Origin of the sequence: Paenibacillus sp. NFR01 (genome assembly GCF_900111565.1) — a bacterium.
In the GTDB taxonomy this organism is placed as follows: domain Bacteria; phylum Bacillota; class Bacilli; order Paenibacillales; family Paenibacillaceae; genus Paenibacillus_AQ.
The window spans coordinates 1,599,452-1,621,497 of sequence record NZ_FOIK01000001.1; the positions used below are offsets into that span (position 1 = coordinate 1,599,452).

Sequence of the window (22,046 nt, forward strand, 5' to 3'; positions counted from 1 at the left end):
TTTAAAAAATCCTCCCTAAATATGCTTTATTGTAATTTTTGAATGCGGTCCCACTGGCTGACGATATCCGTCACGCGAACGCCGAAGTTTTCGTCGATAACGACGACTTCGCCTTTGGCGATCAGCTTGTTGTTGACCAGGATGTCCACCGGTTCGCCGGCGAGTTTGTCCAATTCGATGATCGAGCCCTGCGACATCTCCAGAATATCTTTAATCTGCTTCTGGGTCCTTCCTAATTCTACGGTGACTCTCAGGGGAATGTCCATCAGTAAATTCAAATTATTTTCATCAATATTCCCGAAAGCGCCGGCGTTCAGGTTGCCGAACTGTACCGGCTGTACATTGACGTTGCGGTTCGGCGGCATTTGCTGCTGCGGCGCCGGATTCGGCTGCGGTTGCGGCTGGCCGTAAGGCATTCCTTGCATTGGCATTCCGTATGGCGGCATTCCGTACGGCGGGTAATAATATCCTCCCTCCGGCATTCCCGGATAAGGCGGCATCCCCATCGGCGGATAAGGCGGCTGTGCCGCTTGCGGCGGAGCTTCCTGCATTGGCGGCTGTGCTGCCGCCGGAGGTGCGGATGGTGCAGGCGCAGATGGTGCAGGCGCAGATGGTGCAGGCGGCGCGGCGGCAACGGCCGCTTCCGGCTCAGCCTGCTCTACATCACCCAACAGCATGGTGACCATACCTTTGGCAAATTGGACCGGCAGGAGCTGCATAATCGTCGAATCGATCAGCTCGCCGATCTTGAGACGGAACGAAATCTGGATCAGCGTCTCATCGTCGGGAAGGCTTCCTACGCCTTCGCCGCTGGACATATTGAGAATGTCGATGCCGGGCGGCGAGATATTGACGAACCGGTTAAAAATGGTTGACATCGACGTCGCCGACGAGCCCATCATCTGATTCATCGCTTCCTGTACTGCGCTGATATGAATCTCGTTTAATTCCTCTTCCTTCGGTTCTCCGACGCCGCCTAGCATCAGGTCGGCAATGACCTGCGCATCGCGGATTTTGATCACCAGCGAGTTGATGCCTTGAAAGCCGTCCACATACTGAACGTGAACCGCCACATGCGGTTTAGGAAAAGCTTCCTCGAACTCCCCGCGGGTAATTATGGAGACTCGAGGAGTCGTAATGTCCACTTTTTTTCCGAGCAGCGTGGAAAGGGCAGTTGCCGCACTGCCGAAGGTGATATTCCCGATTTCCCCCAGGGCATCCTGTTCAAACGGAGTCAGAAAATCGTTAACCGTCTTTGCTGCCGGCGCAATTGCGCCTTCGGCCGATTGCCTGAGAAGAGCATCGATCTCTTCCTGGGATAAATAGTCTTTACTCGTCAAACTCTTCAACTCCTTCGCTGACAATCTCGTCTATCTGCACAGCCACCCGGTCTTTAACCATTCCGGGACTGCCAATGAACTTCAGTTTGTCCCCTACCTTGATCGCCAGACCCGTATCCACGGTCTTGTTCAGCGAAATCACATCGCCGACGCCTAGTCCCAGAAATTCGGAAATCGATAATTTCGATTCGCCAAGCTCGGCCACAATCGGAAGCTGCGCTTTGCTTACCCGGGATTTAATGGCTTCCAGCTCGACTTCGTCCCGCATTTTCTTCTCGGAAACAAACCATTGGTGCACCGATAGGCGAGACATGAACGGCTCCAATACGACATGGGGTATACATAGGTTGATCATCCCGGTGGTATCGCCGATTTTGGTGCTCAAGGAGATCAGGGCGATGGTTTCATTCGGCGACACAATCTGCATAAACTGCGGATTGGTCTCCAAACCCTCCATCCGGGGCTGAATATCGATCACCGTCTTCCATGCCTCCTGGAGGCTTTCAAAACATCTGCTGAAAATCCGCTCCATGATCGTCGTTTCGATTTCGGTTAGTGAGGTGATCTTGGACGGTGCGGCGCCGAATCCTCCCAGCAGCCGGTCCAGCATGGCAAAGGCGATATTCGGATGCACCTCCATCACCATTCGGCCGACAAGCGGCTCGGCTTCGAAAATATTCAGGATCGTCATCTTGGGGATGGATCGGATAAACTCGTCATAAGGGAGCTGCTCTACTTGAACGACATTGATTTGCACGAAGGTGCGCAATTGGGCGGAAAAATATGTAGTTAAGTAGCGTGCAAAGTTTTCGTGAATTCGTGTAAGGCTGCGAATGTGGTCCTTGGAAAACCGCACGGCCCGTTTGAAATCATAAGATCGGACTTTCTTCTGCGTTTCTTCTTTTTTTAGTTCGTCAGCGTCCATTTCACCGGATGAAAGCGCGGCTAGCAGAGCATCGATTTCGTTTTGTGATAGTACATCAACCACTTCAATCACCCCCCAACAAAGAATTACCCGTTACGCATTACAAAGTAGTCAGGATATAATCCGTAAACTCAACATCCGTCAGCTTGCCTTCCGTCAGCGTTTTATTGATGATGTTCACCAGTTTCGCGCTGAACTGATCTTTGCCGGAAGCGCCGTTCAGCTCATTCGGTTTGGTGTCGGCAAGCATTTTAATAATAAGCGGCTTAATTTTGATTTCCTTGATCTTTTCAAACTCTTCTTTGGCCTTGGCTGAATCCAGCTGAAAAGCCAATTTTATCGAAACGAGATACTCGGGATCGGCAAGATTAGTTTTGATATCGGTGATTTCTGCCGTCAATTCGACAATTTCATCGGCGCTCAGGCTTTTGGTCTCAACATTTTGGACAGCCGTATTTGCATTGTTGGTGTCTTTTGGAAAAATTTGATCCATCAGTAAAAATGCGGCTACTACGATGAGAGTGATCGCCAGTAAAATCGTAATGAGCCACGGCAGCATCTTTTTCATGAAAGCTCCTCCATAGATTGGACTTTAATGGTGGCAGCATGTGTGCCTATGTCCCTGTTATAATTCTTGATTTTCTCGATGACTTCATCGGCCTTTTCCAGCACGATCAGTCTCTTGCCTGTTACTAGCGTTACATACGTATCCGGGTTTTCTTCTACCATTTCTACCAGCAGGGCATTAAGCCACATCGGCGAACCATTAAGTCTAGTGAGCGATATCATGAAAAGGCCCCCTTGCATAAATAGGGGGAGGAGTCCTCCCCCCGGCTTGCATCGCGCATGTTGCCAATGCAGAAACGTAAATATTATACAGCATGTTGAAGATTGTCGTTACACTAAATTACCGTTTCAGGTTAACTACTTCCTGCAGAACTTCGTCGGAGGTTGTAATAATCCGGGAATTAGCCTGGAACCCGCGCTGGGTTACGATCATTTCCGTAAATTCGCTGGTCAGGTCAACGTTGGACATTTCCAGCTGGCCGGCTACGATGGAGCCTGTTCCCACTTCCGCGTTGTTCGCCGTTGTCGGCTCCAGCGCGCCGTCGGCATTGGCGTTAAGCGTCATGCGGTACAGGTTGCCGCCGATTTTCTCCAAGCCTTGCGGATTGCTGACTTTCGCCACGCCGATTTGCACGCCGGGCTCGGTTGTTCCGTCGGCCATTGTTTGCACGATGGTGCCGTCGGAGGAAATCGAGAAGGCCGTTACGTCTTCGCCGAGCTGGATAGGCTCGCCGTCGGAGCTAAGCACATGCAGGCCGTCAGAAGTCAACAGGTTGCGGCTCGAGTCGACATGGAAGTCGCCGGCACGGGTCAGGAACGGCGTCTCCTGGGCGTCAGACAGTTTGACGAGGAAAAATCCGTCGCCGTCGATTCTCAGGTCGGTCGGGTTGTTGGTCGTCATCGCGCTGCCTGCAAGATGCATCGTGTCCACCGAACCGACGCTGACGCCGAGACCGATCTGCTTGGCATTGACACCGCCTTGGCCGCCGTCGACCGGCGCCGTTACGCCGGAAACCGTCTGGCTCATAATATCCTTGAACATCACGCGGCCGGATTTGAAGCCAATGGTATTAACGTTCGCAATGTTATTACCGATGACGTCCAGCTTGGTTTGAAAACCGCGCATACCCGAAACCCCTGAATACATAGATCTAAGCATTTAATTGTCCTCCCGGATCGTGGATTTGTTTGTTCTTTCTCGCTTTATAGGAATGAAACATTGGGAATGCGGCCGCTTCAGTCGGTCGGCAGCCGCTCCGGCATTCCGTCAGGACCAGCCGGTTATGAAATAATGACAGCACTGTCAATCTGCGTAAATACGTTATCCTTCATCGAACTTCCATCCATCGCCGTTACCACGGTGCGGTTCGGCACGCTGACAATCAAGGCCATATCCTTCATTAAGATAAGCGATTCCTTGCTGCCTTTAGCTGCGGCTTTGTCTACCGCCGACGAAATTTCGTCGATTTGCCTGCTGCCCAGCTCGATCCCCCGCTGTTCAAGCCGCTTCGCTGCATGATTGCTGAATTTCAGCATGTTCTTTTGCAGCATGCTTTCGAAGCTTGTCGTCTCGGATCCGGTGGCAGACGTTTTCGCGGTTTGCGTCCGGGTTAATGCGCCTTTCGCCAAACTTGCGGGATACAGTTGTCCGATCGTCAGCCGATCGCTCATGATTTCGCCCCGCTCTCCTTGCCGTCATCCCCGGTCGCATTTTGAATTTGGGTAATGTCGGTCAACAAAATCCGGTCATCGCCGACCACGGCATACTGCGAACCGTTGCTGACAACGATGGAATCGACGATCCCCGATTTCGGAAGCTCCGTGTCGGCATCTGTCCATGAGACGGTCTTGCCGATCAGGCCGGAAACCGAACCGAGTGACTGGTTCATAGCGGTGAGCTGGGTGGAAATGTTCATCAGCTGCTCCACCGATGTAAACTGGGCCATCTGGGCGATAAATTCCTTATCCTCCATCGGCTGCATCGGATCCTGATTCTGAAGCTGGGTGATCAGGATTTTAAGGAACTGGTCTTTACCGAGCGTCGAGCTCCCGGTTGTCTTTTTGGTGGGATCCGGCGCCGTGTAGTTCCATGAATCACTGGTTGAAATAGGTGTGGTACTTGCCATAATGTTTCACCTCGCCTTGACTGTCAAATTAAGCCTTGGCCGAGAAATTCCCGCCTTGGCTGCTGTCGCTTTGCTGAGCGCTGCGCACCCATTCGTTCCACTCGCCGGTTAATTCAGCTGCCAGTACTGCATCACCCTGGCCTTCATCGCGCGCTTTCGAACGACGCTCCTGTTGCTGGCCCGAACCGGATTGCTTGCCTTGCTGGCCGGTAAACTGCGAGAACATCGCTTGGCTGCCGCTGCTTTGTGCGACCTCCAGCTTCTCTACCTGCAGACCCTGGGACACAAGGGCGGAACGCAGCTGGTTCATTTGCTGCTCCAAAAGATCTTTCGCTCCCGAATGCTCCGTCAGGAACTGGGCGACCAAATGGCCGTTTTGCATCGTAATCTTCACGTCCACTTGACCGAGATTATCGGGAAACAGCGTCATTGTCGCTTCGGCCACGCCGCCTTTCTGAACGATATCCAGCTTGCCGGAAATAAAGGAGTTCATTTCTTGGGCAAATTGCTGGACATGTACCTGCTTGTGCTCAGCCTTCAGCGGCATTTCAATTCCGCTTTTTAAAGCAAGCTGGCCTGCGGTTACTACATCGCTGCCTTTGGCCTGGTCCGTAGCTGCGGAAGGTTCGTCACTCAATTCGCCGGAAGTTTTCAGCTCTTTGGCTTTGTCCGCCGCCTGTGCTGCATGGGTGTCAACGGTTGCTCCCGTTTGGGCAATGGCTTGTCCTTGCTGTCCGCCTCCGGAATCAGCATTTCCCGAGTCAGCGGTATTCGCCGCCTGAGACGCAAAAGTAAACGTCAGCGGAGCAGCGGATGTTTTTGCGGTTGCTCCGGTTTGTGCAGCCGTATTAACGACGCCCGCGGCAGGTTGCGTTGCTGTAGCCGCAGTCTGTGGAGCCGCTGTGCCTTTCACCTTAAGCTTGGATGCTTCGTCTGCATTCTCCGCCAGGATTGCCGTAAAGTCGCCTAACAGCGCAGTCCCTTTGGCCAGGATGTCGGATTGGCCCTCTGCCGAGGTCTGTTGAAGCATGTTCACCAACCGGGTAAGTTCGTCCTGTACCGCAAACCGCAGTGTTGCTGGCTGCTGTGCAAGGAGTGACAAACCGTTTGAACCGTCCTCAGCCGTCGTCTGTACCGACGCATCATTAGGTCCCGATAGCAGGGCGTTCACCTGCAGCAGCCAGTTTTGCAATGCAGCAAGCAGTGCGGGATCGCTGGCAATGTTGTCATCCAGTTGTCCCAAATCCTTTACCAGCTGGTCAAGCACCTTTCCTGTTTGGGCTTCGCCGCTTGGGGTCCCCGTATCTCCGCTAGCGCCGGCGTTGCCGAGAAGTCCTTGCAGCAGGCTGGCCAGATTTGCAGTAAGCGGCTGGGATGAACCATTTGCCGTTTGCGTACCGAGTGTCTGCTGAAGTGTCTGCGCAAATACGAAGGTTGGTGACGATGCCGTTCCTGCCGAAGCCGTGGAAGCAGTCGGTTGCATATTCCCGCCGGAAAAGGATGGAATCACTAAACTCATATGTTTTCACCTCCTTTCAAGAGTTATTTGCCGCCCATCAGCCGATTGACAATTTTGGCGGACAGTGCGCTGTCCGTCTTCGTCATTTCGCTGAGGATCGAAGAACGTACGCTGTCGCTTACCGAACTAAGGATCGTAATCACCTTGTCCGGACTTACGCTGTACATCGAGCTGAGCAGCGTAGCGGCATCCGCCGCAGGCATGCTTGTGAATGTCTGGCTAAGCTTGTCCTGACCCAACCCGGAAGTGGTCGTAGTAGACGTCGTTGCCGTCTGCTCCTGTTTGAGCCGCGATTGAAGGGCTGCAATAGCCATATCGGTTGAATCGGTCGCTTCCTTTAGCTTCACGGAGACATCAGCGGCTTTTTTCGGATCCATTTTTTCAAGAATCGCCGTTTTGCTCTCATTGTTCATATGACTGAAGATTTGCGCCATCTCTTCGGTTGTCATATTTTCCAGGATCGGGGCCGCTTTGGAGGCCTTCATGCCGGCGTACAGCTTGGCGAGGTCGGTCACGCTTTTCTCGTACGGATCTACGGTCGGTTCGGCGCTTGCGGCCGCTTCCTCCTGCGCCTTCATCTCATCGACCTGTTTTTGCAGTGCAGCAATCTGTGCCGTCTGGGCCGTTTGATCATCGGCCGCCTGCTTCAGCTGTTCATTGCTTTTGGCCAGCTGATCTTTCAGCGCCTTGATCGTACTCTCCGAGCTTTCCGCCTGCTGCTCCTCCGCCGTCCCGGTTTCGGTTGCGGCATTGCCGCTGGTTTCCGTCTCGGGATCAGGCACAAGCCGTTCAATGCCCGGAATCTTGTTCAGTACTTCAAACACATTATTGCGGATATCCATATTAAAAAGGGTCAACAGCACGCCGAGCAGCACAAGAGTAAAAATAATCGGGATCATTAAAAACAAAAAACGCTCAAACTTGCTTGCCGACTCCTCATTTTCCAGTTCCAATTGATCGTTAGCCACAAACGAAGCCTCCCGGGTCAGAGGGATTTCATCGCGAAGCGGACAGTTGCCATTTCATCCAGTTCGTTTTGTTCCCGTAAATTCATATTGTGTTGAAAAATCGCCTGGGCCTTATCCTTGGCCTTAAGCCATACTTTTTCGTCCAGCATTTTGGTATTGAGCTGGTCCTGCTTATGCTGCACTTCCTGATGGGCCAGGTTAATGTCGGAATGCTTGCGTGCGATGCATGAATCCAGGTACTCCACGTAATCCTGCATTTCACGAATTTTTGCCATCGGCGTCGCTTGCTGGGCTGCACTCTGTAGTGCCAGCACCATCTCGTAACGCTGGCTCAGCAGTTCATCAAGGCTTTTCTCCTGGGCCTGAAGCTCGCCGAGGGCACTGGACAGCATCCACTCCGCCTGCGTCCGCTCGTTACCTTTCAGATCCACCACTTTTTGGAAGGTATAATGAAACCTCAATCCAGATCAACTCCTTGAGAACTGTGAGATTAAAGCTTGCTGCACTTCGGATAGCGTTACCTTTTCATTGACTCTCTGCCGGGTGAACTGCCAGATGCTGTCGATATGTTGGATCGACTCGTCGATCTGGGCATTGGAACCGCGCTGATAAGCGCCGATGTTAATCAAATCCTCCGAATCCTTATACACGGCCATTAACCGTTTAACATTCTCCGCCGCAGCAATCTGCTCTTCCGGCGCGATATCCTTCATGACCCGGCTGATGCTGGCAAGCACGTCGATCGCGGGAAAATGTCCTTTGTTCGCGATGTTCCGGTTCAGCACGATGTGACCGTCCAGGATGCCGCGCACCGCATCGGCAATCGGCTCGTTCATGTCGTCGCCGTCGACCAGCACCGTGTAGAATGCGGTGATCGAGCCAGTCGGACCGGTACCTGCCCGCTCCAGCAGCTTGGGCAAGCTGGCGAAAACGGACGGCGTATAACCCCGCATCGCCGGCGGCTCGCCAACGGCCAGCCCCACTTCGCGCTGCGCCATCGCATAACGCGTCACGGAATCCATCATCAGCATTACATTCAGCCCGCGATCGCGGAAATACTCGGCAATCGTCGTCGCGATCAGCGCGCCTTTGATCCGGATCAGCGCCGGCTGGTCCGAGGTGGCAACCACGACGACGGAACGCTGCAGCCCTTCGGGACCGAGGTCGCGCTCGATAAAGTCGAGCACCTCGCGGCCGCGTTCGCCGATCAGCGCGATCACATTGACATCGGCCGAGGTGTTGCGGGCAATCATGCCCATCAGCGTGCTCTTGCCGACGCCCGATCCGGCGAAGATGCCGACGCGCTGGCCCTTCCCGATGGTCAGGAGTCCGTCGATTGCCCGGACGCCGATGCTGATCGGTTCATGCACGCGCGGCCGGTTCAGCGGATTCGACGGAATGTTGAAAGTAGAGCTGTGCGGCATCCGCGCCGGAATGAGCGAGCCGTCCAGCGGCTGTCCCAAGCCGTCGAGGACTTTGCCGAGCAGCTCCGAGCCGACCTGCACGCTGAGCGGCTTGCCGGTTCCCACGACATCGCAGCCCGGGCCGATCGCCTGCAGCTCTCCAAGAGGCATTAACAGGACCTTGTTGTCGCGAAAGCCGACCACCTCCGCCTGCAGCGGCTTGCTGCCCTTGGAAGGATAGATGTAGCACACATCCCCGATACTGGCGTCCGGCCCTTCGGATTCCACCATCAGGCCGATAACCTGGGTGACCTTGCCGTTGATACGGACGGGATCAAAATTGCGGAGCTGCTCTTTGTAACGGAGTGTATCAAGCATTCTCTTCCCCATTTCTGAAGTCCTCGGTATCCAGTGCGATGCGAATCAGCTCTTTCTTGATCTCCGCCAATTGGGTGTCGATCCGGGCATCGATGCTCCCGAAATTCGAGCGGATCACACAACCGTGGTCCTTCACAGTTGAATCCGGCAAAATCTGCAGCTCGGCCTGCGAATCGACGGCCAAAGCCAGCTCCTCCCGCGCAGCGTTCACAAACGCGAATTGTGCCGGGGAGACACAAAGCGAAATGACTCCTTGTTCGCGTTTGCGGGCAAGATTCTTGCGAATCAGTTCGATTGCGAATTCCGGTTCCACCGTCAATTGCTTGTCCACGATTTTCTCGGCTATGCTGCAGCTTAAGTCCACGAGAAACGGTTCGGCTTCCTGGATGATGTTGTCACGGGCCCGGAAGGCTTCCTGCAAAACGCCGCGCGCTTCTTCCATCATTGCCGCCAGCCTTTCAGCCATGTCCCGTTCCGCCTGAGCCACGCCCTCCTGATAACCCTGCTGGAACGCCTCGGCCTTTACCGCTTCGGACAGATGCTCGTCCTGTTCCCGCTGCTGCCGCCACCATTCGTCGGCTTCCGCCTTGGCTGAGGCGACGATCTCCTCGGCTTCCCGGGAAGCATTCCGCACCTGCTCTTCGGCAAACTCCTTGGCGTCCTTCAGCATTTGCCTCCGGGCCTTTTCCGCTTCTTCCCCGAGCGGATCAAGAATGGGTTGTTCCGCAGCCGGTTCGTCGGCCGCCGCCGTTTCTGCAAGCCCGGCGTGCTGCCGGGCCAGTTCCAGCCGTTTGAGTACGTCAACCGGAACATATTCGGAATGCTTGATCAGCCTAGACAATGATGTCATCTCCTCCACCGCGGGCGATGATGATCTCACCCGACTCTTCGAGTCTGCGGATCGTGCCTACAATTCGGGTCTGGGCTTCCTCAACGTCACGAAGCCGCACAGGTCCCATATACTCCATCTCTTCGCGGAAGGTATCGGCCATCCGCTTCGACATATTGCGGAAAATAACGTCTCGTACTTCCTCGCTCGCCACCTTGAGGGCCAACTGCAGGTCCGCGTTCTCGATGTGGCGGATAATGAGCTGGATCGAACGGTTGTCCACATTGACGATATCTTCGAAGACGAACATCCGCTTCTTGATTTCTTCGGCCAATTCGGGATCCTGGATCTCCAGGGAATCGAGAATCGTCCGTTCCGTCCCCCGGTCGACCCCGTTCAAAATCTGAACGATCGATTCGATACCGCCCGCATTCGTGTAGTCCTGCGTGACGGTAGCGGATAGCTTCTGCTCCAGTACCCGTTCAATCTGCGTGACAACCTCAGGAGAGGTGCTGTCCATAATCGCAATTCTGCGGGCAACCTCGGCCTGTTTTTCCTGCGGCAGAGATGAAAGAATCGCCGCCGCCTGTTCAAATTGCAGGTAAGACAATACAAGCGCGATCGTCTGGACGTTTTCGTTCTGGATAAAGTTGAGAATCTGATTCGGATCCGCCTTGCGGGCAAAGTCGAAAGGTCTCACCTGCAGCGTTGCCGTCAGGCGGTTGATGACCTCCATCGCTTTGGTGGAACCGAGCGCCTTCTCCAGAATCTCTTTGGCATAATTGATGCCGCCTTGGGAGATGTATTCCTGAGCCAGGCAGATTTGGTGAAATTCGGACATGATCGACTCTTTCTCCACACTGTCCACCTTGCGGACGTTGGCAATTTCGAGCGTCAGCTGTTCAATTTCTTCATCTCTCAAATGCTTGAAAATTTGCGCCGATACTTCAGGCCCTAGTGTAATTAACAGGATCGCCGCTTTCTGGCGGCCGCTAAGCACCTGCTGACTGCTAGCCTTTGCCATTTACTCACCTCTGTTCATCTGCGAGCCATGTACGCAGCAGATTCACAAACTCGTCAGGCTTCTTCTTCGCCAGACTTTCCAGCTGCTTGCGGACCTGACTTTCATTTGTCACGCTTTCTAGGTTAATCGAAGGGAATTCGGTCGGCACCTGCAACGGAATGTCATCTTCGAGTTCTTCGTCCTGCTTGTTCTTGCGGCTGCGGTAAATGATGTATCCGCCGCCTGCGCCGAGAAGAAGCGCGCCTGCGCCGATCGCCCAGATCATCCAGGATGGCATTCCGCTGCTTCCGGCAGCCGCGGCTGTACTTCCGAACTGCTGCGAGTACACCGAAACTTTTTTCGCCAGATCGGCATCTGTATATTGGACCCCGGAATCCGCCAGAGACGCCCGCACAATGTTGACGAGAATGTTCTGAATGGCGGAAGAAGTTGCATTATCCAAAGAATTTTGTCCGTCCGGTGGTTCAACGGCAACATTAATGGTTAAATCTTTAACAGTATATGGGCTTGCGATAATATCCTTGGTGATGCGGTTGACTTCATAGTTTCTCGTTTCCGAGGTTTCTTCGGAACTGGAAGTCCCGGTGTTTGTATCGCTTGGGTAACCCGCCACATCCTGCGAACCAGTACCCGCAACACCCCCGCTTGTATTTCCTTGTCCCGAATACGTGTTGCTGATAATCTGCGAGCTGATTTCAATCCCCTTCATGTTTTCCGTGTCGACCGGAGTCACAAGATCTTCTTTCCGGCTCTCTTTGTCAAAATTAAGCTTCGAGAAGACGAGTACGTCGACTTTGTCAGGCCCGGTAAGCGTGCTGAGGAACTGCTTTACGTTCTTCTTGACTTCTTCCTCAAATTTTTTCTGGAGGGCGAAGTTTTCTTCCACTTGACTGGATACGCCGGTTTGCCCGCCGCGCTCCGACGGCATCAATTCGACTTCGTCATTAGCGATTGTAATGTTATCTATCGGCAAATTCGGGACGGCGGTCTTCACAAGATTGAAGTATCCGTCGATATTATTCTGGGTGGGCCGAAATCCGGGATCAAACGTCAGCACGACCGATGCCGAAGCCTTCTCCTGATCCTCTTGGGAGGCAAAAACGGTTTCCTTGGGCAAGTTAATGAGTACCTTCGCATCCTTAACCCCTTGCATCCGTCTGAGCAGCTGCTGAACCTCACCGTTTAATGCATTGTTGTACTTCACATTAAATTCATTATCCGTCGTGCCGATCATCGATGAAGATTCATCGAAGACTTTATAGCCGATGGAACCGCCCTGAACAATCCCCTGCGATCCGATATCGACTTTAATGCGCGCCGCTTCCGTGCTGGGTACGGAGATGCTGCTTCCGTCCGTGCTGAGACGGTAGGAAACGCCGGCCGAGTCGAGATAATTCATGACCCCTGCCGCATCCGTGCTGTCCAGATCCTGAAAGGCAACCTCGTATTCGGTTTTAGACAGCCGCGTCGAGATGACGACCAGCACAATTATGATGATGGCGAGAGTCGAAAAAAATAATATTTTTTGTTTGCCGCTGAATCTGTTCCAATACTGGGTCAACTTCTCCCGGTACTGGGCAAATCTTTCATTCACAGTGTCACCCCATCCGAAACTAAGCTAGGATTATTTAGATTTGAGTTCTCATAATTTCCTGATAGGCTTCAATCACTTTGTTTCGGACTTGTGTAGTCAGCTGCAAACTGAGTAGCGCCTGCTGGGAGGAAATCATCGCCTCATCGATGTTGACCTCTCCCAAAACAAATTTATTGCTCATATCCTTCGCCTGCTCTTCCTGGGTGGCCACCTGGTTCAGCGCATTCTCCAAATAAGAGCCGAAGCTTTGTTCCGAATTGGCAACGGCCGACGTATCTTCGGCGGCTGTCTTCATGGCCAGCGGCTTGACGGCTGCGGAAACAACATTCAAATTCTGTATCAATGAATTCCCTCCGAGTCTCTATTCAAAAATTATTTTCCGATCTCGAGCGCCTTGCTGACCATCGCCTTCGACGCATTCAGCATCGTGACGTTTGCTTCATAGGAACGGGATGCCGACAGCATGTCCACCATTTCCTTCGTGATATCCACGTTCGGCATATATACATAACCGTCCGCGTCCGCATCAGGATGGCTTGGGTTATACACCGGCTTCAGCGGTGAAGAGTCCTCGATAATCGATTGGACCTTGACGCCTTCGGTGCTGCCGTTCATCTTAGCGTTCAGAATATTCGAAAAACTGTTGTTCTCGGCGGATTCCATCACCACGAGCTTCCGGCGGTAAGGCACCGCTTTCCCGTCAACCACGGAAGCCCGTGTCGTTTCGGCGTTGGCGATGTTGGAGGAAATGACGTCCATCCGCAGCCGCTGTGCCGTTAACGCGGAGGCGCTGATTCCAAAGCTGCTACCAAAGTTCATTTCTCATTACCTCCCTTCGACCACCGTGCGCATCATGGAAATTTGACTGTTGATCTGTTGGATATAGGAGTTATATCTCAATTGGTTTTCGGCGCTCAGCGCCATCTCCCGGTCAATATCCACATTATTGTCGTTATTGTTCATCGAGGTCGACTCGTCCGTACTGATGACTGCCGACGGGACTGCGCCGCCCGTACCGAATTGAAAATGGCGTGCATCCGATACCTTTGCCTTGAGCGTCGGCTTCAGCCCTTTTTCCTGCTCTTGTAAAATGCTTTCAAACGCCACATCGGAACGCTTAAAATTCGGCGTGTCATTGTTGGCGACATTATTCGCCAAAACTTCTTGTCTTGTCGTTGCAGCGGACATACCAGCCTGCAAACGTTGAAAACTGACACCATTCAGCAAACCCATGGACATCCTCCCTTCAAAACCTTCCATAATGAAAAGAATTCAACAACTTTTCCCGTATTCCTGCTAGATTCGACAATAAAAGCTAAAAATTTAAAGCTAAGTGTCGAAATATAGTCGAAGAATGTCGATTGTTATGACTTACAGTCAATCTCATATACATTGATTCTCTTAGAATTTGTATATTATTACAATAAGAAATAAGCCCTATCTTTTCTGAAAAGAGAGGGCTTATCGCAAAAACACCGTGTTTGCACACGTTTTCAGGTGTACAATCCACGGTGTTTTTCCATATTGAGGTATATTATTCGCCATTTTTACAAAAATTCAAAACGCACTCCATCTGAATACCCATTTTTACAAGAAATCACTTCTTGTCAGTTTACAGGATATACTGACTTAAATCACGGTCCTGTGCAATTCCTGCCAGTTTTTCACGAACGTACTCGGGCGTGATAACCATCGTGTCGAGCGTCAATTCCGGGGCTTCAAAGGAAAGATCCTCCAGCAGCTTCTCGAGAATGGTGTGCAGCCGGCGTGCGCCGATATTCTCCGTATTCTGGTTGACGGTTGCCGCAATTTTGGCGATTTCGATAATCGCTTCCTTCTGGAACTGAATCTCCAGATTTTCGGTTTGCAGCAAATGCACATACTGCTTGGTCAGCGCATTTTGCGGCTCGGTGAGGATGGACACAAAGTCTTCCAGCGACAGGCTGCTCAGTTCCACGCGAATCGGAAAACGGCCCTGCAGCTCAGGAATCAAATCGGAAGGTTTGGCGATGTGGAAAGCGCCGGCGGCGATAAAAAGCACATAGTCCGTTTTCACTGGACCATATTTGGTCATGACGGTCGAGCCTTCAACAATCGGCAAAATATCGCGCTGGACGCCTTCACGGGAGACATCCGGTCCGGAGCCTTTGCCCGAACTGGCCACTTTATCAATCTCGTCGATGAAAATAATACCGGACTGCTCCGCACGGGCGACCGATTCCTGAATGACGTCATCCATGTCGATCAGCTTGGCGGCTTCGTCCTGAATCAGCACCTTGCGCGCTTCCTTGATCGGAAGCTTGCGCTTCTTCGTCCGCTTCGGCAGCAGGCTGCCGAACATTTCCTGCATATTCATGCCCATCTGGTCGTTGCCCTGTCCGGCAAACATATCGAGCATCGTCGGCGTCGTATCCTCCACGTCGATCTCGATTACGTCCTCCTCCAGTTGACCGGCCAGCAGCTTAAACTTGATGTTGCGGCGGCGATCCCCTAGACTGGTATCTTCCGGTTCTTCCTTTGCCGTATCAGAGCCGGAATTGCCGCCGAAGATCATCTCGAACGGATTGCGCTGCGATTTGCTTTTGGCGGCAGATGGGGCGAGGATGGCAACGATCCGTTCGTTGGCCATTTCTTCGGCTTTATCCTTGACCTTCTCGGTGCGCTCCAGCTTCACCATGCGAATCGCGGTTTCCACCAGATCACGGACCATGGACTCCACATCGCGGCCGACATAACCCACCTCGGTAAACTTGGTTGCCTCCACTTTAATGAACGGCGCATTGACCAGTTTGGCGAGCCGGCGGGCAATTTCCGTTTTACCGACGCCGGTCGGACCAATCATGAGGATGTTTTTCGGAACGACCTCGTCGCGCAAATCCTCGGATAACAGGCTGCGGCGGTACCGGTTGCGGAGGGCAACGGCCACCGATTTTTTGGCCTGCTTTTGTCCGACGATATATTTGTCCAGCTCAGCAACAATTTGGCGGGGCGTAAGCGATTGATTCACCATTATGACTTCCTCCCTCTGATTCAGCCGCTGAAGGCTTATAACTGCTCAACAATGATATTGGAGTTGGTATATACACAGATCTCCGAGGCTATCTGCAGCGCTTCCCGGGCCATCTCCGCCGCGGTGAGCTGCGAAGCGTGCCGCTTCAGCGCCCGGCCGGACGCAAGCGCGAAATTGCCGCCGGAGCCGATGGCCAGTACTTCGTCGTCCGGCTCAATGATTTCGCCGTTGCCGGAGATCAGCAGCATGCCTTCCTTGTCCACCACAATCATCAGCGCCTCCAGCTTGCGCAGCACCCGGTCCGACCGCCAATCCTTGGCCAACTCGACCGCCGCACGCTGCAGGTTGCCGTGATGCTCCTCCAGCTTGCCTTCAAATTTCTCGAACAGCGTGATTGCATCCGCGACCGATCCGGCAAAACCGGCAATCACTTGCCCTCTGTAGAGACGGCGGACCTTGCGGGCCGTTGTCTTCATAATGACGCTTTCGCCGAAGGTAACCTGTCCATCCCCGGCGATGGCTGCCTGGCCGTTATGTCTGATGGCGCAGATGGTCGTCGCGTGAAAACTCGGTAGCATGCTCACATACCTCCTAAAATTTTATTCCTGATGCTCAAGCGCGTTCTCCGCTGCAAATGCTTTAAGGGCATCCAAAGCGCGGTAAGCCAGTTGCTCGTTTTTCTCTTTCTTGTTCTTGATCTTGCGTTCCGGCTTCGGCAACAAGCCGAAATTCGCGTTCATCGGCTGAAAATGTGCCGGATCTGCGGACGTAATATATGCCGGCATGCTTCCCAGAACCGTATCCTCGGGGAAGACGAGACCTTCTTCGCCCAGCGCAGCACGCGCCGCATTGATGCCGGCGATCAGGCCGGAAGCAGCCGATTCCACGTACCCTTCGACCCCGGTCATTTGGCCGGCGAAGAACAGCCGCTCGTTGCCCTTGAGCTGATATGTCGGATGGAGCAACTTCGGCGAATTAATGAACGTGTTGCGGTGCATGACACCGTAGCGGACATACTCCGCGTTCTCCAGTCCGGGAATCATGGAGAAGACACGTTTCTGCTCCCCCCACTTCAGATGGGTCTGGAAGCCGACCAGGTTGTACAGCGTGCCCGCCGCATTGTCCTGACGGAGCTGCACTACGGCATAGGGGAGCTTGCCCGTATGCGGATTGACGAGGCCTACCGGCTTCATCGGGCCGAACAACGCCGTCTGCTTGCCGCGCTTCATCATGATCTCGATCGGCATGCAGCCTTCAAAATAAATCTCTTTCTCGAATTCTTTGAGCGCCGCCGTCTCAGCGGTAATCAGCGCGTCGTAGAACCGGTCGAATTCCTCTTCCGTCATCGGACAGTTCAGATAGGCCGCTTCGCCCTTGTCGTACCGGGATGCCAGGTACACCTTGCTCATATCGATCGATTCCTTCTCGACGATCGGTGCCGCCGCATCATAGAAGTAGAAATATTCTTCGCCGAGCAGAGCTTTAATCTCTGCCGAGAGGCCCGGCGAAGTGAGCGGCCCGGTGGCAATGACAACGATCCCATCCTCCGGTATATGCGTCAGTTCTTCATTTATGACTTCCACGAGCGGATGCTCATGCAGCGTGCTTGTAATTTCGCCGGAGAAGCCGTCGCGGTCCACGGCGAGCGCTCCGCCCGCCGGCACGGCATGACGGTCTGCTGCGCCGAGCACCAGCGAGCCGAGGCGGCGCATTTCTTCCTTCAACACGCCTACGGCATTGCCCAGCCCGTTGGCGCGCAGCGAGTTGCTGCATACCAGCTCGGCAAATTTATCGGTATGATGCGCCGGCGTTTTTACCACCGGGCGCATTTCATATAACCGGACCGGCACGCCGCGGGAAGCGATTTGGTAAGCCGCTTCGCTCCCGGCCAGCCCCGCGCCGATTACCGTTACTTTTGGTTCAGTCAATGTCATTTCCCCCTGTTGCAGCGGTTATTCTGCGATTTCTTCGTTGTCGAGTATTTCTTCCGTATGGTCGCAGGAAGTGCATTGCAGCTTCGCTCCCTGTTTATTGCGCTTTTCGATCATCCATGAACCGCATGCCGGGCAAGGTTTGCTTGACGGGCGGTCCCATGATACAAAATCGCAGCCCGGGTACTGGTCGCAGCCGTAAAAGACGCGTCCCTTCTTGCTGCGGCGTTCCACCACTTTGCCTTCATGGCATTTCGGGCAGGTTACGCCGATGTCCTTAACGATCGGCTTCGTGTTGCGGCAATCCGGGAAGCCGGAGCAGGCCAGGAATTTGCCGAACCGGCCCAGCTTGTAAACCATCGGCTTTCCGCATTTTTCGCAAACCTCGTCGGAGACCTCGTCTTCGATTTCGATCTCCTTCATTTCCTCTTCGGCAAAGTCCAGCCGCACTTTAAACGATTTATAAAAATCACTCAGCACCTTCACCCAATCCTCGGCGCCTTCCTCCACATGGTCAAGGTCGCCTTCCATATGCGCGGTGAATTCGACATCGAGTATTTCAGGGAAAAACTGCTCCATCTGCTCGATGATCAGCTCGCCTAATTCGGTCGGCATGAACTTTTTCTCTTCAATCGCCACATATCCGCGCTTCTGGATCGTCTCCAGTGTCGGCGCATACGTACTCGGACGCCCGATGCCCAGTTCCTCCATCGTTTTCACCAGCCGGGCTTCCGTATAACGCGGAGGCGGCTGCGTGAAATGCTGCTTCGGCTCGATCTCCTGTTTGCTGAGCTTATCACCGGAAGTAAGCGGCGGCAGAAACTTCTCTTCATCCGTGGTGCCGTCGTCGTTGCCCTCCACATACACCTTCATAAAGCCCGGAAAGGCGATCTTCGAACCGACTGCACGGAAAATGGCAGTACCTGCCGCGATATCCACCGACAGCGTATCCAGCTGAGCAGAAGACATCTGGCTGGAAATAAAGCGGTCCCAGATCAGCTTATACAGTCTGAATTGGTCGCGGCTCATGAATTCCTTGATCAGCTCGGGCTCGCGGTGAGCCGAGGTTGGACGAATCGCTTCATGCGCGTCCTGGGCGCCTGCCGCTTTTTTGGAATATTGGCGAGGGGTCTCAGGCACATATTTTTCACCGTATTTGGTTAAGATCAGTTCTTTGGCTTCATCCTGCGCAGTCGTCGACAAGCGGGTGGAATCGGTACGCATGTAGGTAATCAAACCGACCGTGCCTTCTTTGCCAAGCTCCACGCCTTCGTACAGCTGCTGTGCCACCGACATGGTTTTGGCTGCCCGGAAACCGAGCTTGCGCGCAGCTTCCTGCTGCAGGGAGCTTGTCGTAAACGGCGCGGACGGATGACGTTGGCGTTCCTTTTCCTTGACTTCGCTGACTTTGAACGTCTGACCTTTGATAGCCGCAAGCACTTCCTGGACGTCCTCTTCGCGGGCCAGCTCTTTCTTTTCACCGTTCAGCTTGTGGAATTTGGCTTCGAATGCCGTATCGCGGATCGCGAGCTTGGCCGTAATGCTCCAATACTCGGTTGGAACGAAAGCGGAAATCTCGTTCTCCCGGTCCATAATAATCTTGACGGCAACCGACTGCACGCGTCCGGCGGACAGGCCCTTTTTGACTTTCTTCCATAATAAAGGGCTGATTTTGTAGCCGACGAGACGGTCTAGAATCCGCCGGGCCTGCTGCGCGTTGACCAAATCCATATTGATTTTGCGCGGTGTCTTAAAAGCATCCTTGACCGCTTGCTTCGTAATTTCGTTGAATACGACGCGGCACTCCTGCGTATCGTCCAAATCCAGCGCATGCGCCAGATGCCAGGCAATGGCTTCGCCTTCGCGGTCCGGGTCAGCCGCCAGATACACTTTTTTGACTTTTTTGCTGGCGTCCTTCAGCTCTTTCAGAATTGAACCTTTGCCGCGGATCGTAATATATTTCGGACTGAAGCCATTTTCCTCTTCCACGCCCATTTGGCTTTTCGGCAAATCACGAATATGGCCCATGGAGGCCTTCACAATATATTTACTCCCCAAATATTTCCCGATTGTTTTCGCTTTGGCCGGCGATTCAACAATCACCAATGCATCCGCCATAGGCTCTTCCTCCTAAAAATTATGCTAGCCGCTCTAGCTCTATATGAAATTACTTCATTAAATCACCTTATAAATAGCGCCCGGTAATTGCGTTGCCGCTTTTTTTATGATTAAAGATAACAGAACTGAATGTAAAAGTCCAAAATCCCATCCTGTTCTTTCCAGAAGTTCATCCAGCGTAAACGGCCCTTGATGCAGTATATGGTATAGGTGAGACTCGTTGCTTGTCAAATTCTTTTCGGTAAAACCCTCCTGCAGGCCGGATTTCACACCCTGCCGGGATACCGTTTCCGGCCCCATTTCGGCTATAAAACCGGCATATTCCTCAGTGATATCGCCAGTGCAGGTGACCAGCTTCGCCCCTTGCTTGATCAACTCCAGCGTCCCCCGGCTTTTCGGCGATGTAATCGGTCCGGGTACGGCAAAAATATCCCTGCTGGCGTCCAGCGCAATGTCTGCGGTAATCAGCGAGCCGCTCTGGCTGTCCGCTTCGACAACTACCGTGCCAAGCGCCAGCCCGGCGATAATCCGGTTGCGCTGCGGAAACAGCCCCGGATGGCTGGCCGTGCCGATCGGGTATTCGCTGATCACCAGCCCCTTGCGGGCGATCTCCCGCTCCAGCTCGCGGTTCTCCGGCGGATACACCTTGTCGAGCCCCGTAGCGACAATGGCGACTGTCCCTCCGATGCCGGCGAGCGCCGCCTCGTGGCAAGCACGGTCAATGCCGCGGGCGAGGCCGCTGACAACGGCAAATCCTTGTCCGCTGAGCTCTGCAGCAAGCATCTCCCCAACTTTTCGCCCGTAAGCGGTGGGCATCCGCGTGCCGACCATGGCGATCGAAGGCGCCGAAGCCAGCTCCAGCCTTCCGCGGTAATAGAGCACCCATGGCGGCTGGGGCAGCTCTTTCAGGCGTACCGGATAATCCTTATCGAGCACCGTCACCATCTGAATCCGGCTTTCTTCCATTAAAAGACGGCGCTTAGCGATCCAGTCAGCCGTAAAGGTACCGGCGAGCTGCTGCGACATTTTCTCGGATAATCCGGCAAGCCGCCAATCCTGCGCCTCGTACTTGAAGACATCATCCGTCAGCATTCCCTTGGTGCGAATCTTGTCGATGCTTTTCCAGCCGATCCCCTGTTGCTCATGCAATCCAAATAACAGTTCTCTTTCTTCCATGAACCCTCTCTCCCATGCGGAAGGGGTTAGCCTTCCCTATTTTGTGGTAACGGCGCCGGAAATGCAAGTCCGCAGCGGGTGAACCGGCATTTTCTGACGCGCGCGGTCAAAAAAAAGCAACCCTTAATCCCCGCTTGCGGGAATCAAAGGTTGCTTACCTTTGCAGATTCATATAAGAATTTAACTCTAGTTTAAAAGTATCAGTGACTGGTAAAAGCGTTCAGAATGCCGCGCTCCTCCAGTACCTCTACCAGCGTGGAGCCCATCTCGGCCGGTGTAGGCGCGACCTTGATCCCGCAAGCCTCCAGCACGGCGATTTTCTCGCTGGCGGTGCCTTTCCCTCCGGAAATGATCGCACCGGCATGGCCCATCCGTTTGCCCGGAGGCGCCGTCACCCCGCCGATGAAACCGACGACCGGCTTCGTCATATTCTCTTTGATCCACAGCGCCGCTTCCTCTTCCGCCGTTCCGCCGATTTCGCCGATCATCACGACGGCTTTCGTGCCGGGATCCTCATTAAACAGCTTCAGGATATCGATAAATTCGGAGCCCTTGACCGGATCGCCGCCGATACCGACCGCCGTAGACTGCCCGATGCCGCGGGCCGTAAGCTGATGCACCGCCTCATACGTGAGAGTTCCGCTGCGCGATACGACGCCCACATATCCCGGCATATGAATATAGCCCGGCATGATGCCGATTTTGCATTCGCCCGGTGTAATGACGCCCGGACAGTTCGGTCCGATCAATACGGTTTTGCGGCCTTCCATATACCGCGATACTTTGACCATATCCAGCACCGGAATGCCCTCGGTAATGCAGATCACGAGATCCAGCTCGGCATCCACCGCTTCCATAATGGAATCCGCCGCAAACGCCGGCGGAACATAGATCACGCTCGCTGTAGCACCCGTGGCCGCTTTGGCCGCAACAACGGTATCAAAGACCGGCAGGCTTGCTTCGCTTCCGTTTTCCAGCGTAATATTCACAAAGGTTCCGCCTTTGCCCGGCGTGACGCCGCCGACCATTTGAGTGCCATAATCGAGGGCCCCTTTGGTATGGAACAGACCTGTCGCGCCCGTAATGCCTTGGGTGATGACCTTCGTATGTTTATCTACAAGAATGCTCATATTATCCG

At 53.7% G+C, this 22,046-nt stretch carries 23 protein-coding genes; all 23 read right to left on the reverse strand.

Going from position 1 to position 22,046, the window contains the following annotated elements; all coding sequences use genetic code 11:
* Positions 1–26: 26 nt before the first annotated feature.
* Positions 27–1,340, reverse strand: a complete 1,314-nt coding sequence (gene fliY / locus BMW84_RS07340) for a flagellar motor switch phosphatase FliY (RefSeq protein WP_091066107.1) — start codon at positions 1,338–1,340, stop codon at positions 27–29.
* Entirely contained in the window at positions 1,330–2,328 is a 999-nt protein-coding gene (gene fliM / locus BMW84_RS07345; protein WP_091066109.1) for a flagellar motor switch protein FliM, read from the reverse strand. The genes fliY and fliM overlap by 11 nt, the downstream gene beginning before the upstream one ends.
* Positions 2,329–2,365: 37 nt before the next feature.
* Entirely contained in the window at positions 2,366–2,833 is a 468-nt protein-coding gene (locus BMW84_RS07350; RefSeq protein WP_091066112.1) for a flagellar basal body-associated FliL family protein, read from the reverse strand.
* Positions 2,830–3,054 carry a flagellar FlbD family protein gene (locus BMW84_RS07355; protein WP_091066115.1) on the reverse strand — a complete coding sequence of 75 codons (225 nt, stop codon included), beginning with the start codon at positions 3,052–3,054 and terminating at the stop codon, positions 2,830–2,832. The genes BMW84_RS07350 and BMW84_RS07355 overlap by 4 nt, the downstream gene beginning before the upstream one ends.
* A gap of 118 nt (positions 3,055–3,172) precedes the next feature.
* Positions 3,173–3,991, reverse strand: a complete 819-nt coding sequence (gene flgG / locus BMW84_RS07360) for a flagellar basal body rod protein FlgG (protein WP_091066117.1) — start codon at positions 3,989–3,991, stop codon at positions 3,173–3,175.
* 122 nt (positions 3,992–4,113) lie between these two features.
* Positions 4,114–4,503: a TIGR02530 family flagellar biosynthesis protein gene (locus BMW84_RS07365; RefSeq protein ID WP_091066120.1), complete on the reverse strand. Its 390-nt coding sequence runs from the start codon at positions 4,501–4,503 to the stop codon at positions 4,114–4,116.
* Positions 4,500–4,958: a flagellar hook assembly protein FlgD gene (flgD, locus tag BMW84_RS07370; RefSeq protein ID WP_091066121.1), complete on the reverse strand. Its 459-nt coding sequence runs from the start codon at positions 4,956–4,958 to the stop codon at positions 4,500–4,502. The genes BMW84_RS07365 and flgD overlap by 4 nt, the downstream gene beginning before the upstream one ends.
* Before the next feature lie 28 nt (positions 4,959–4,986).
* Positions 4,987–6,477: a flagellar hook-length control protein FliK gene (locus BMW84_RS07375; protein ID WP_091066124.1), complete on the reverse strand. Its 1,491-nt coding sequence runs from the start codon at positions 6,475–6,477 to the stop codon at positions 4,987–4,989.
* Positions 6,478–6,500: 23 nt separating this feature from the next.
* Positions 6,501–7,445 carry a MotE family protein gene (locus BMW84_RS07380; RefSeq protein WP_091066125.1) on the reverse strand — a complete coding sequence of 315 codons (945 nt, stop codon included), beginning with the start codon at positions 7,443–7,445 and terminating at the stop codon, positions 6,501–6,503.
* Between the two features lie 17 nt (positions 7,446–7,462).
* Positions 7,463–7,906: a flagellar export protein FliJ gene (fliJ, locus tag BMW84_RS07385; protein ID WP_091066128.1), complete on the reverse strand. Its 444-nt coding sequence runs from the start codon at positions 7,904–7,906 to the stop codon at positions 7,463–7,465.
* Between the two features lie 6 nt (positions 7,907–7,912).
* Complete coding sequence (gene fliI, locus BMW84_RS07390; protein ID WP_254772892.1) at positions 7,913–9,226, reverse strand: flagellar protein export ATPase FliI; 1,314 nt, start codon at positions 9,224–9,226, stop codon at positions 7,913–7,915.
* Positions 9,219–10,067, reverse strand: coding sequence for a FliH/SctL family protein (locus BMW84_RS07395; protein WP_091066133.1), 849 nt, complete (start codon positions 10,065–10,067; stop codon positions 9,219–9,221). The genes fliI and BMW84_RS07395 overlap by 8 nt, the downstream gene beginning before the upstream one ends.
* Positions 10,060–11,079: a flagellar motor switch protein FliG gene (fliG, locus tag BMW84_RS07400; protein WP_091066135.1), complete on the reverse strand. Its 1,020-nt coding sequence runs from the start codon at positions 11,077–11,079 to the stop codon at positions 10,060–10,062. The genes BMW84_RS07395 and fliG overlap by 8 nt, the downstream gene beginning before the upstream one ends.
* Before the next feature lie 4 nt (positions 11,080–11,083).
* Positions 11,084–12,673 (reverse strand): flagellar basal-body MS-ring/collar protein FliF, encoded by a 1,590-nt coding sequence (gene fliF / locus BMW84_RS07405; protein ID WP_091066137.1) that lies wholly within the window; start codon positions 12,671–12,673, stop codon positions 11,084–11,086.
* A gap of 34 nt (positions 12,674–12,707) precedes the next feature.
* Complete coding sequence (gene fliE / locus BMW84_RS07410) at positions 12,708–13,016, reverse strand: flagellar hook-basal body complex protein FliE (protein ID WP_091066140.1); 309 nt, start codon at positions 13,014–13,016, stop codon at positions 12,708–12,710.
* Positions 13,017–13,045: 29 nt separating this feature from the next.
* Positions 13,046–13,492 carry a flagellar basal body rod protein FlgC gene (gene flgC / locus BMW84_RS07415; RefSeq protein ID WP_091066142.1) on the reverse strand — a complete coding sequence of 149 codons (447 nt, stop codon included), beginning with the start codon at positions 13,490–13,492 and terminating at the stop codon, positions 13,046–13,048.
* Between the two features lie 6 nt (positions 13,493–13,498).
* Positions 13,499–13,906 (reverse strand): flagellar basal body rod protein FlgB, encoded by a 408-nt coding sequence (gene flgB / locus BMW84_RS07420; RefSeq protein WP_091066144.1) that lies wholly within the window; start codon positions 13,904–13,906, stop codon positions 13,499–13,501.
* A gap of 379 nt (positions 13,907–14,285) precedes the next feature.
* Positions 14,286–15,683 carry an ATP-dependent protease ATPase subunit HslU gene (gene hslU, locus BMW84_RS07425; RefSeq protein WP_091066147.1) on the reverse strand — a complete coding sequence of 466 codons (1,398 nt, stop codon included), beginning with the start codon at positions 15,681–15,683 and terminating at the stop codon, positions 14,286–14,288.
* A gap of 35 nt (positions 15,684–15,718) precedes the next feature.
* Positions 15,719–16,261, reverse strand: a complete 543-nt coding sequence (gene hslV / locus BMW84_RS07430; RefSeq protein ID WP_091066149.1) for an ATP-dependent protease subunit HslV — start codon at positions 16,259–16,261, stop codon at positions 15,719–15,721.
* Positions 16,262–16,282: 21 nt separating this feature from the next.
* Positions 16,283–17,617, reverse strand: a complete 1,335-nt coding sequence (gene trmFO / locus BMW84_RS07435; protein ID WP_091066152.1) for an FADH(2)-oxidizing methylenetetrahydrofolate--tRNA-(uracil(54)-C(5))-methyltransferase TrmFO — start codon at positions 17,615–17,617, stop codon at positions 16,283–16,285.
* A gap of 18 nt (positions 17,618–17,635) precedes the next feature.
* Entirely contained in the window at positions 17,636–19,732 is a 2,097-nt protein-coding gene (topA, locus tag BMW84_RS07440; protein WP_091066155.1) for a type I DNA topoisomerase, read from the reverse strand.
* A 57-nt stretch (positions 19,733–19,789) separates the two neighbouring features.
* Positions 19,790–20,908 (reverse strand): DNA-processing protein DprA, encoded by a 1,119-nt coding sequence (gene dprA / locus BMW84_RS07445; RefSeq protein WP_091066157.1) that lies wholly within the window; start codon positions 20,906–20,908, stop codon positions 19,790–19,792.
* A gap of 200 nt (positions 20,909–21,108) precedes the next feature.
* The gene (gene sucD / locus BMW84_RS07450) at positions 21,109–22,038 is read right to left on the reverse strand and encodes a succinate--CoA ligase subunit alpha (RefSeq protein ID WP_091066159.1); all 930 of its coding nucleotides are present in this window, start codon (positions 22,036–22,038) and stop codon (positions 21,109–21,111) included.
* Between the last annotated feature and the right edge of the window lie 8 nt (positions 22,039–22,046).

What these genes read in the sequence shown, in the direction of transcription:
- BMW84_RS07350 (WP_091066112.1), bottom strand. Translation starts at nt 2,833, where the DNA reads ATGAAAAAGATGCTGCCGTGGCTCATTACGATTTTACTGGCGATCACT.
- BMW84_RS07355 (WP_091066115.1), bottom strand. Translation starts at nt 3,054, where the DNA reads ATGATATCGCTCACTAGACTTAATGGTTCGCCGATGTGGCTTAATGCC.
- flgG (WP_091066117.1), bottom strand. Translation starts at nt 3,991, where the DNA reads ATGCTTAGATCTATGTATTCAGGGGTTTCGGGTATGCGCGGTTTTCAA.
- BMW84_RS07365 (WP_091066120.1), bottom strand. Translation starts at nt 4,503, where the DNA reads ATGAGCGATCGGCTGACGATCGGACAACTGTATCCCGCAAGTTTGGCG.
- flgD (WP_091066121.1), bottom strand. Translation starts at nt 4,958, where the DNA reads ATGGCAAGTACCACACCTATTTCAACCAGTGATTCATGGAACTACACG.
- BMW84_RS07375 (WP_091066124.1), bottom strand. Translation starts at nt 6,477, where the DNA reads ATGAGTTTAGTGATTCCATCCTTTTCCGGCGGGAATATGCAACCGACT.
- fliI (WP_254772892.1), bottom strand. Translation starts at nt 9,226, where the DNA reads ATGCTTGATACACTCCGTTACAAAGAGCAGCTCCGCAATTTTGATCCC.
- fliG (WP_091066135.1), bottom strand. Translation starts at nt 11,079, where the DNA reads ATGGCAAAGGCTAGCAGTCAGCAGGTGCTTAGCGGCCGCCAGAAAGCG.
- flgC (WP_091066142.1), bottom strand. Translation starts at nt 13,492, where the DNA reads ATGAACTTTGGTAGCAGCTTTGGAATCAGCGCCTCCGCGTTAACGGCA.
- flgB (WP_091066144.1), bottom strand. Translation starts at nt 13,906, where the DNA reads ATGGGTTTGCTGAATGGTGTCAGTTTTCAACGTTTGCAGGCTGGTATG.
- hslU (WP_091066147.1), bottom strand. Translation starts at nt 15,683, where the DNA reads ATGGTGAATCAATCGCTTACGCCCCGCCAAATTGTTGCTGAGCTGGAC.
- hslV (WP_091066149.1), bottom strand. Translation starts at nt 16,261, where the DNA reads ATGCTACCGAGTTTTCACGCGACGACCATCTGCGCCATCAGACATAAC.
- trmFO (WP_091066152.1), bottom strand. Translation starts at nt 17,617, where the DNA reads ATGACATTGACTGAACCAAAAGTAACGGTAATCGGCGCGGGGCTGGCC.
- topA (WP_091066155.1), bottom strand. Translation starts at nt 19,732, where the DNA reads ATGGCGGATGCATTGGTGATTGTTGAATCGCCGGCCAAAGCGAAAACA.
- dprA (WP_091066157.1), bottom strand. Translation starts at nt 20,908, where the DNA reads ATGGAAGAAAGAGAACTGTTATTTGGATTGCATGAGCAACAGGGGATC.
- sucD (WP_091066159.1), bottom strand. Translation starts at nt 22,038, where the DNA reads ATGAGCATTCTTGTAGATAAACATACGAAGGTCATCACCCAAGGCATT.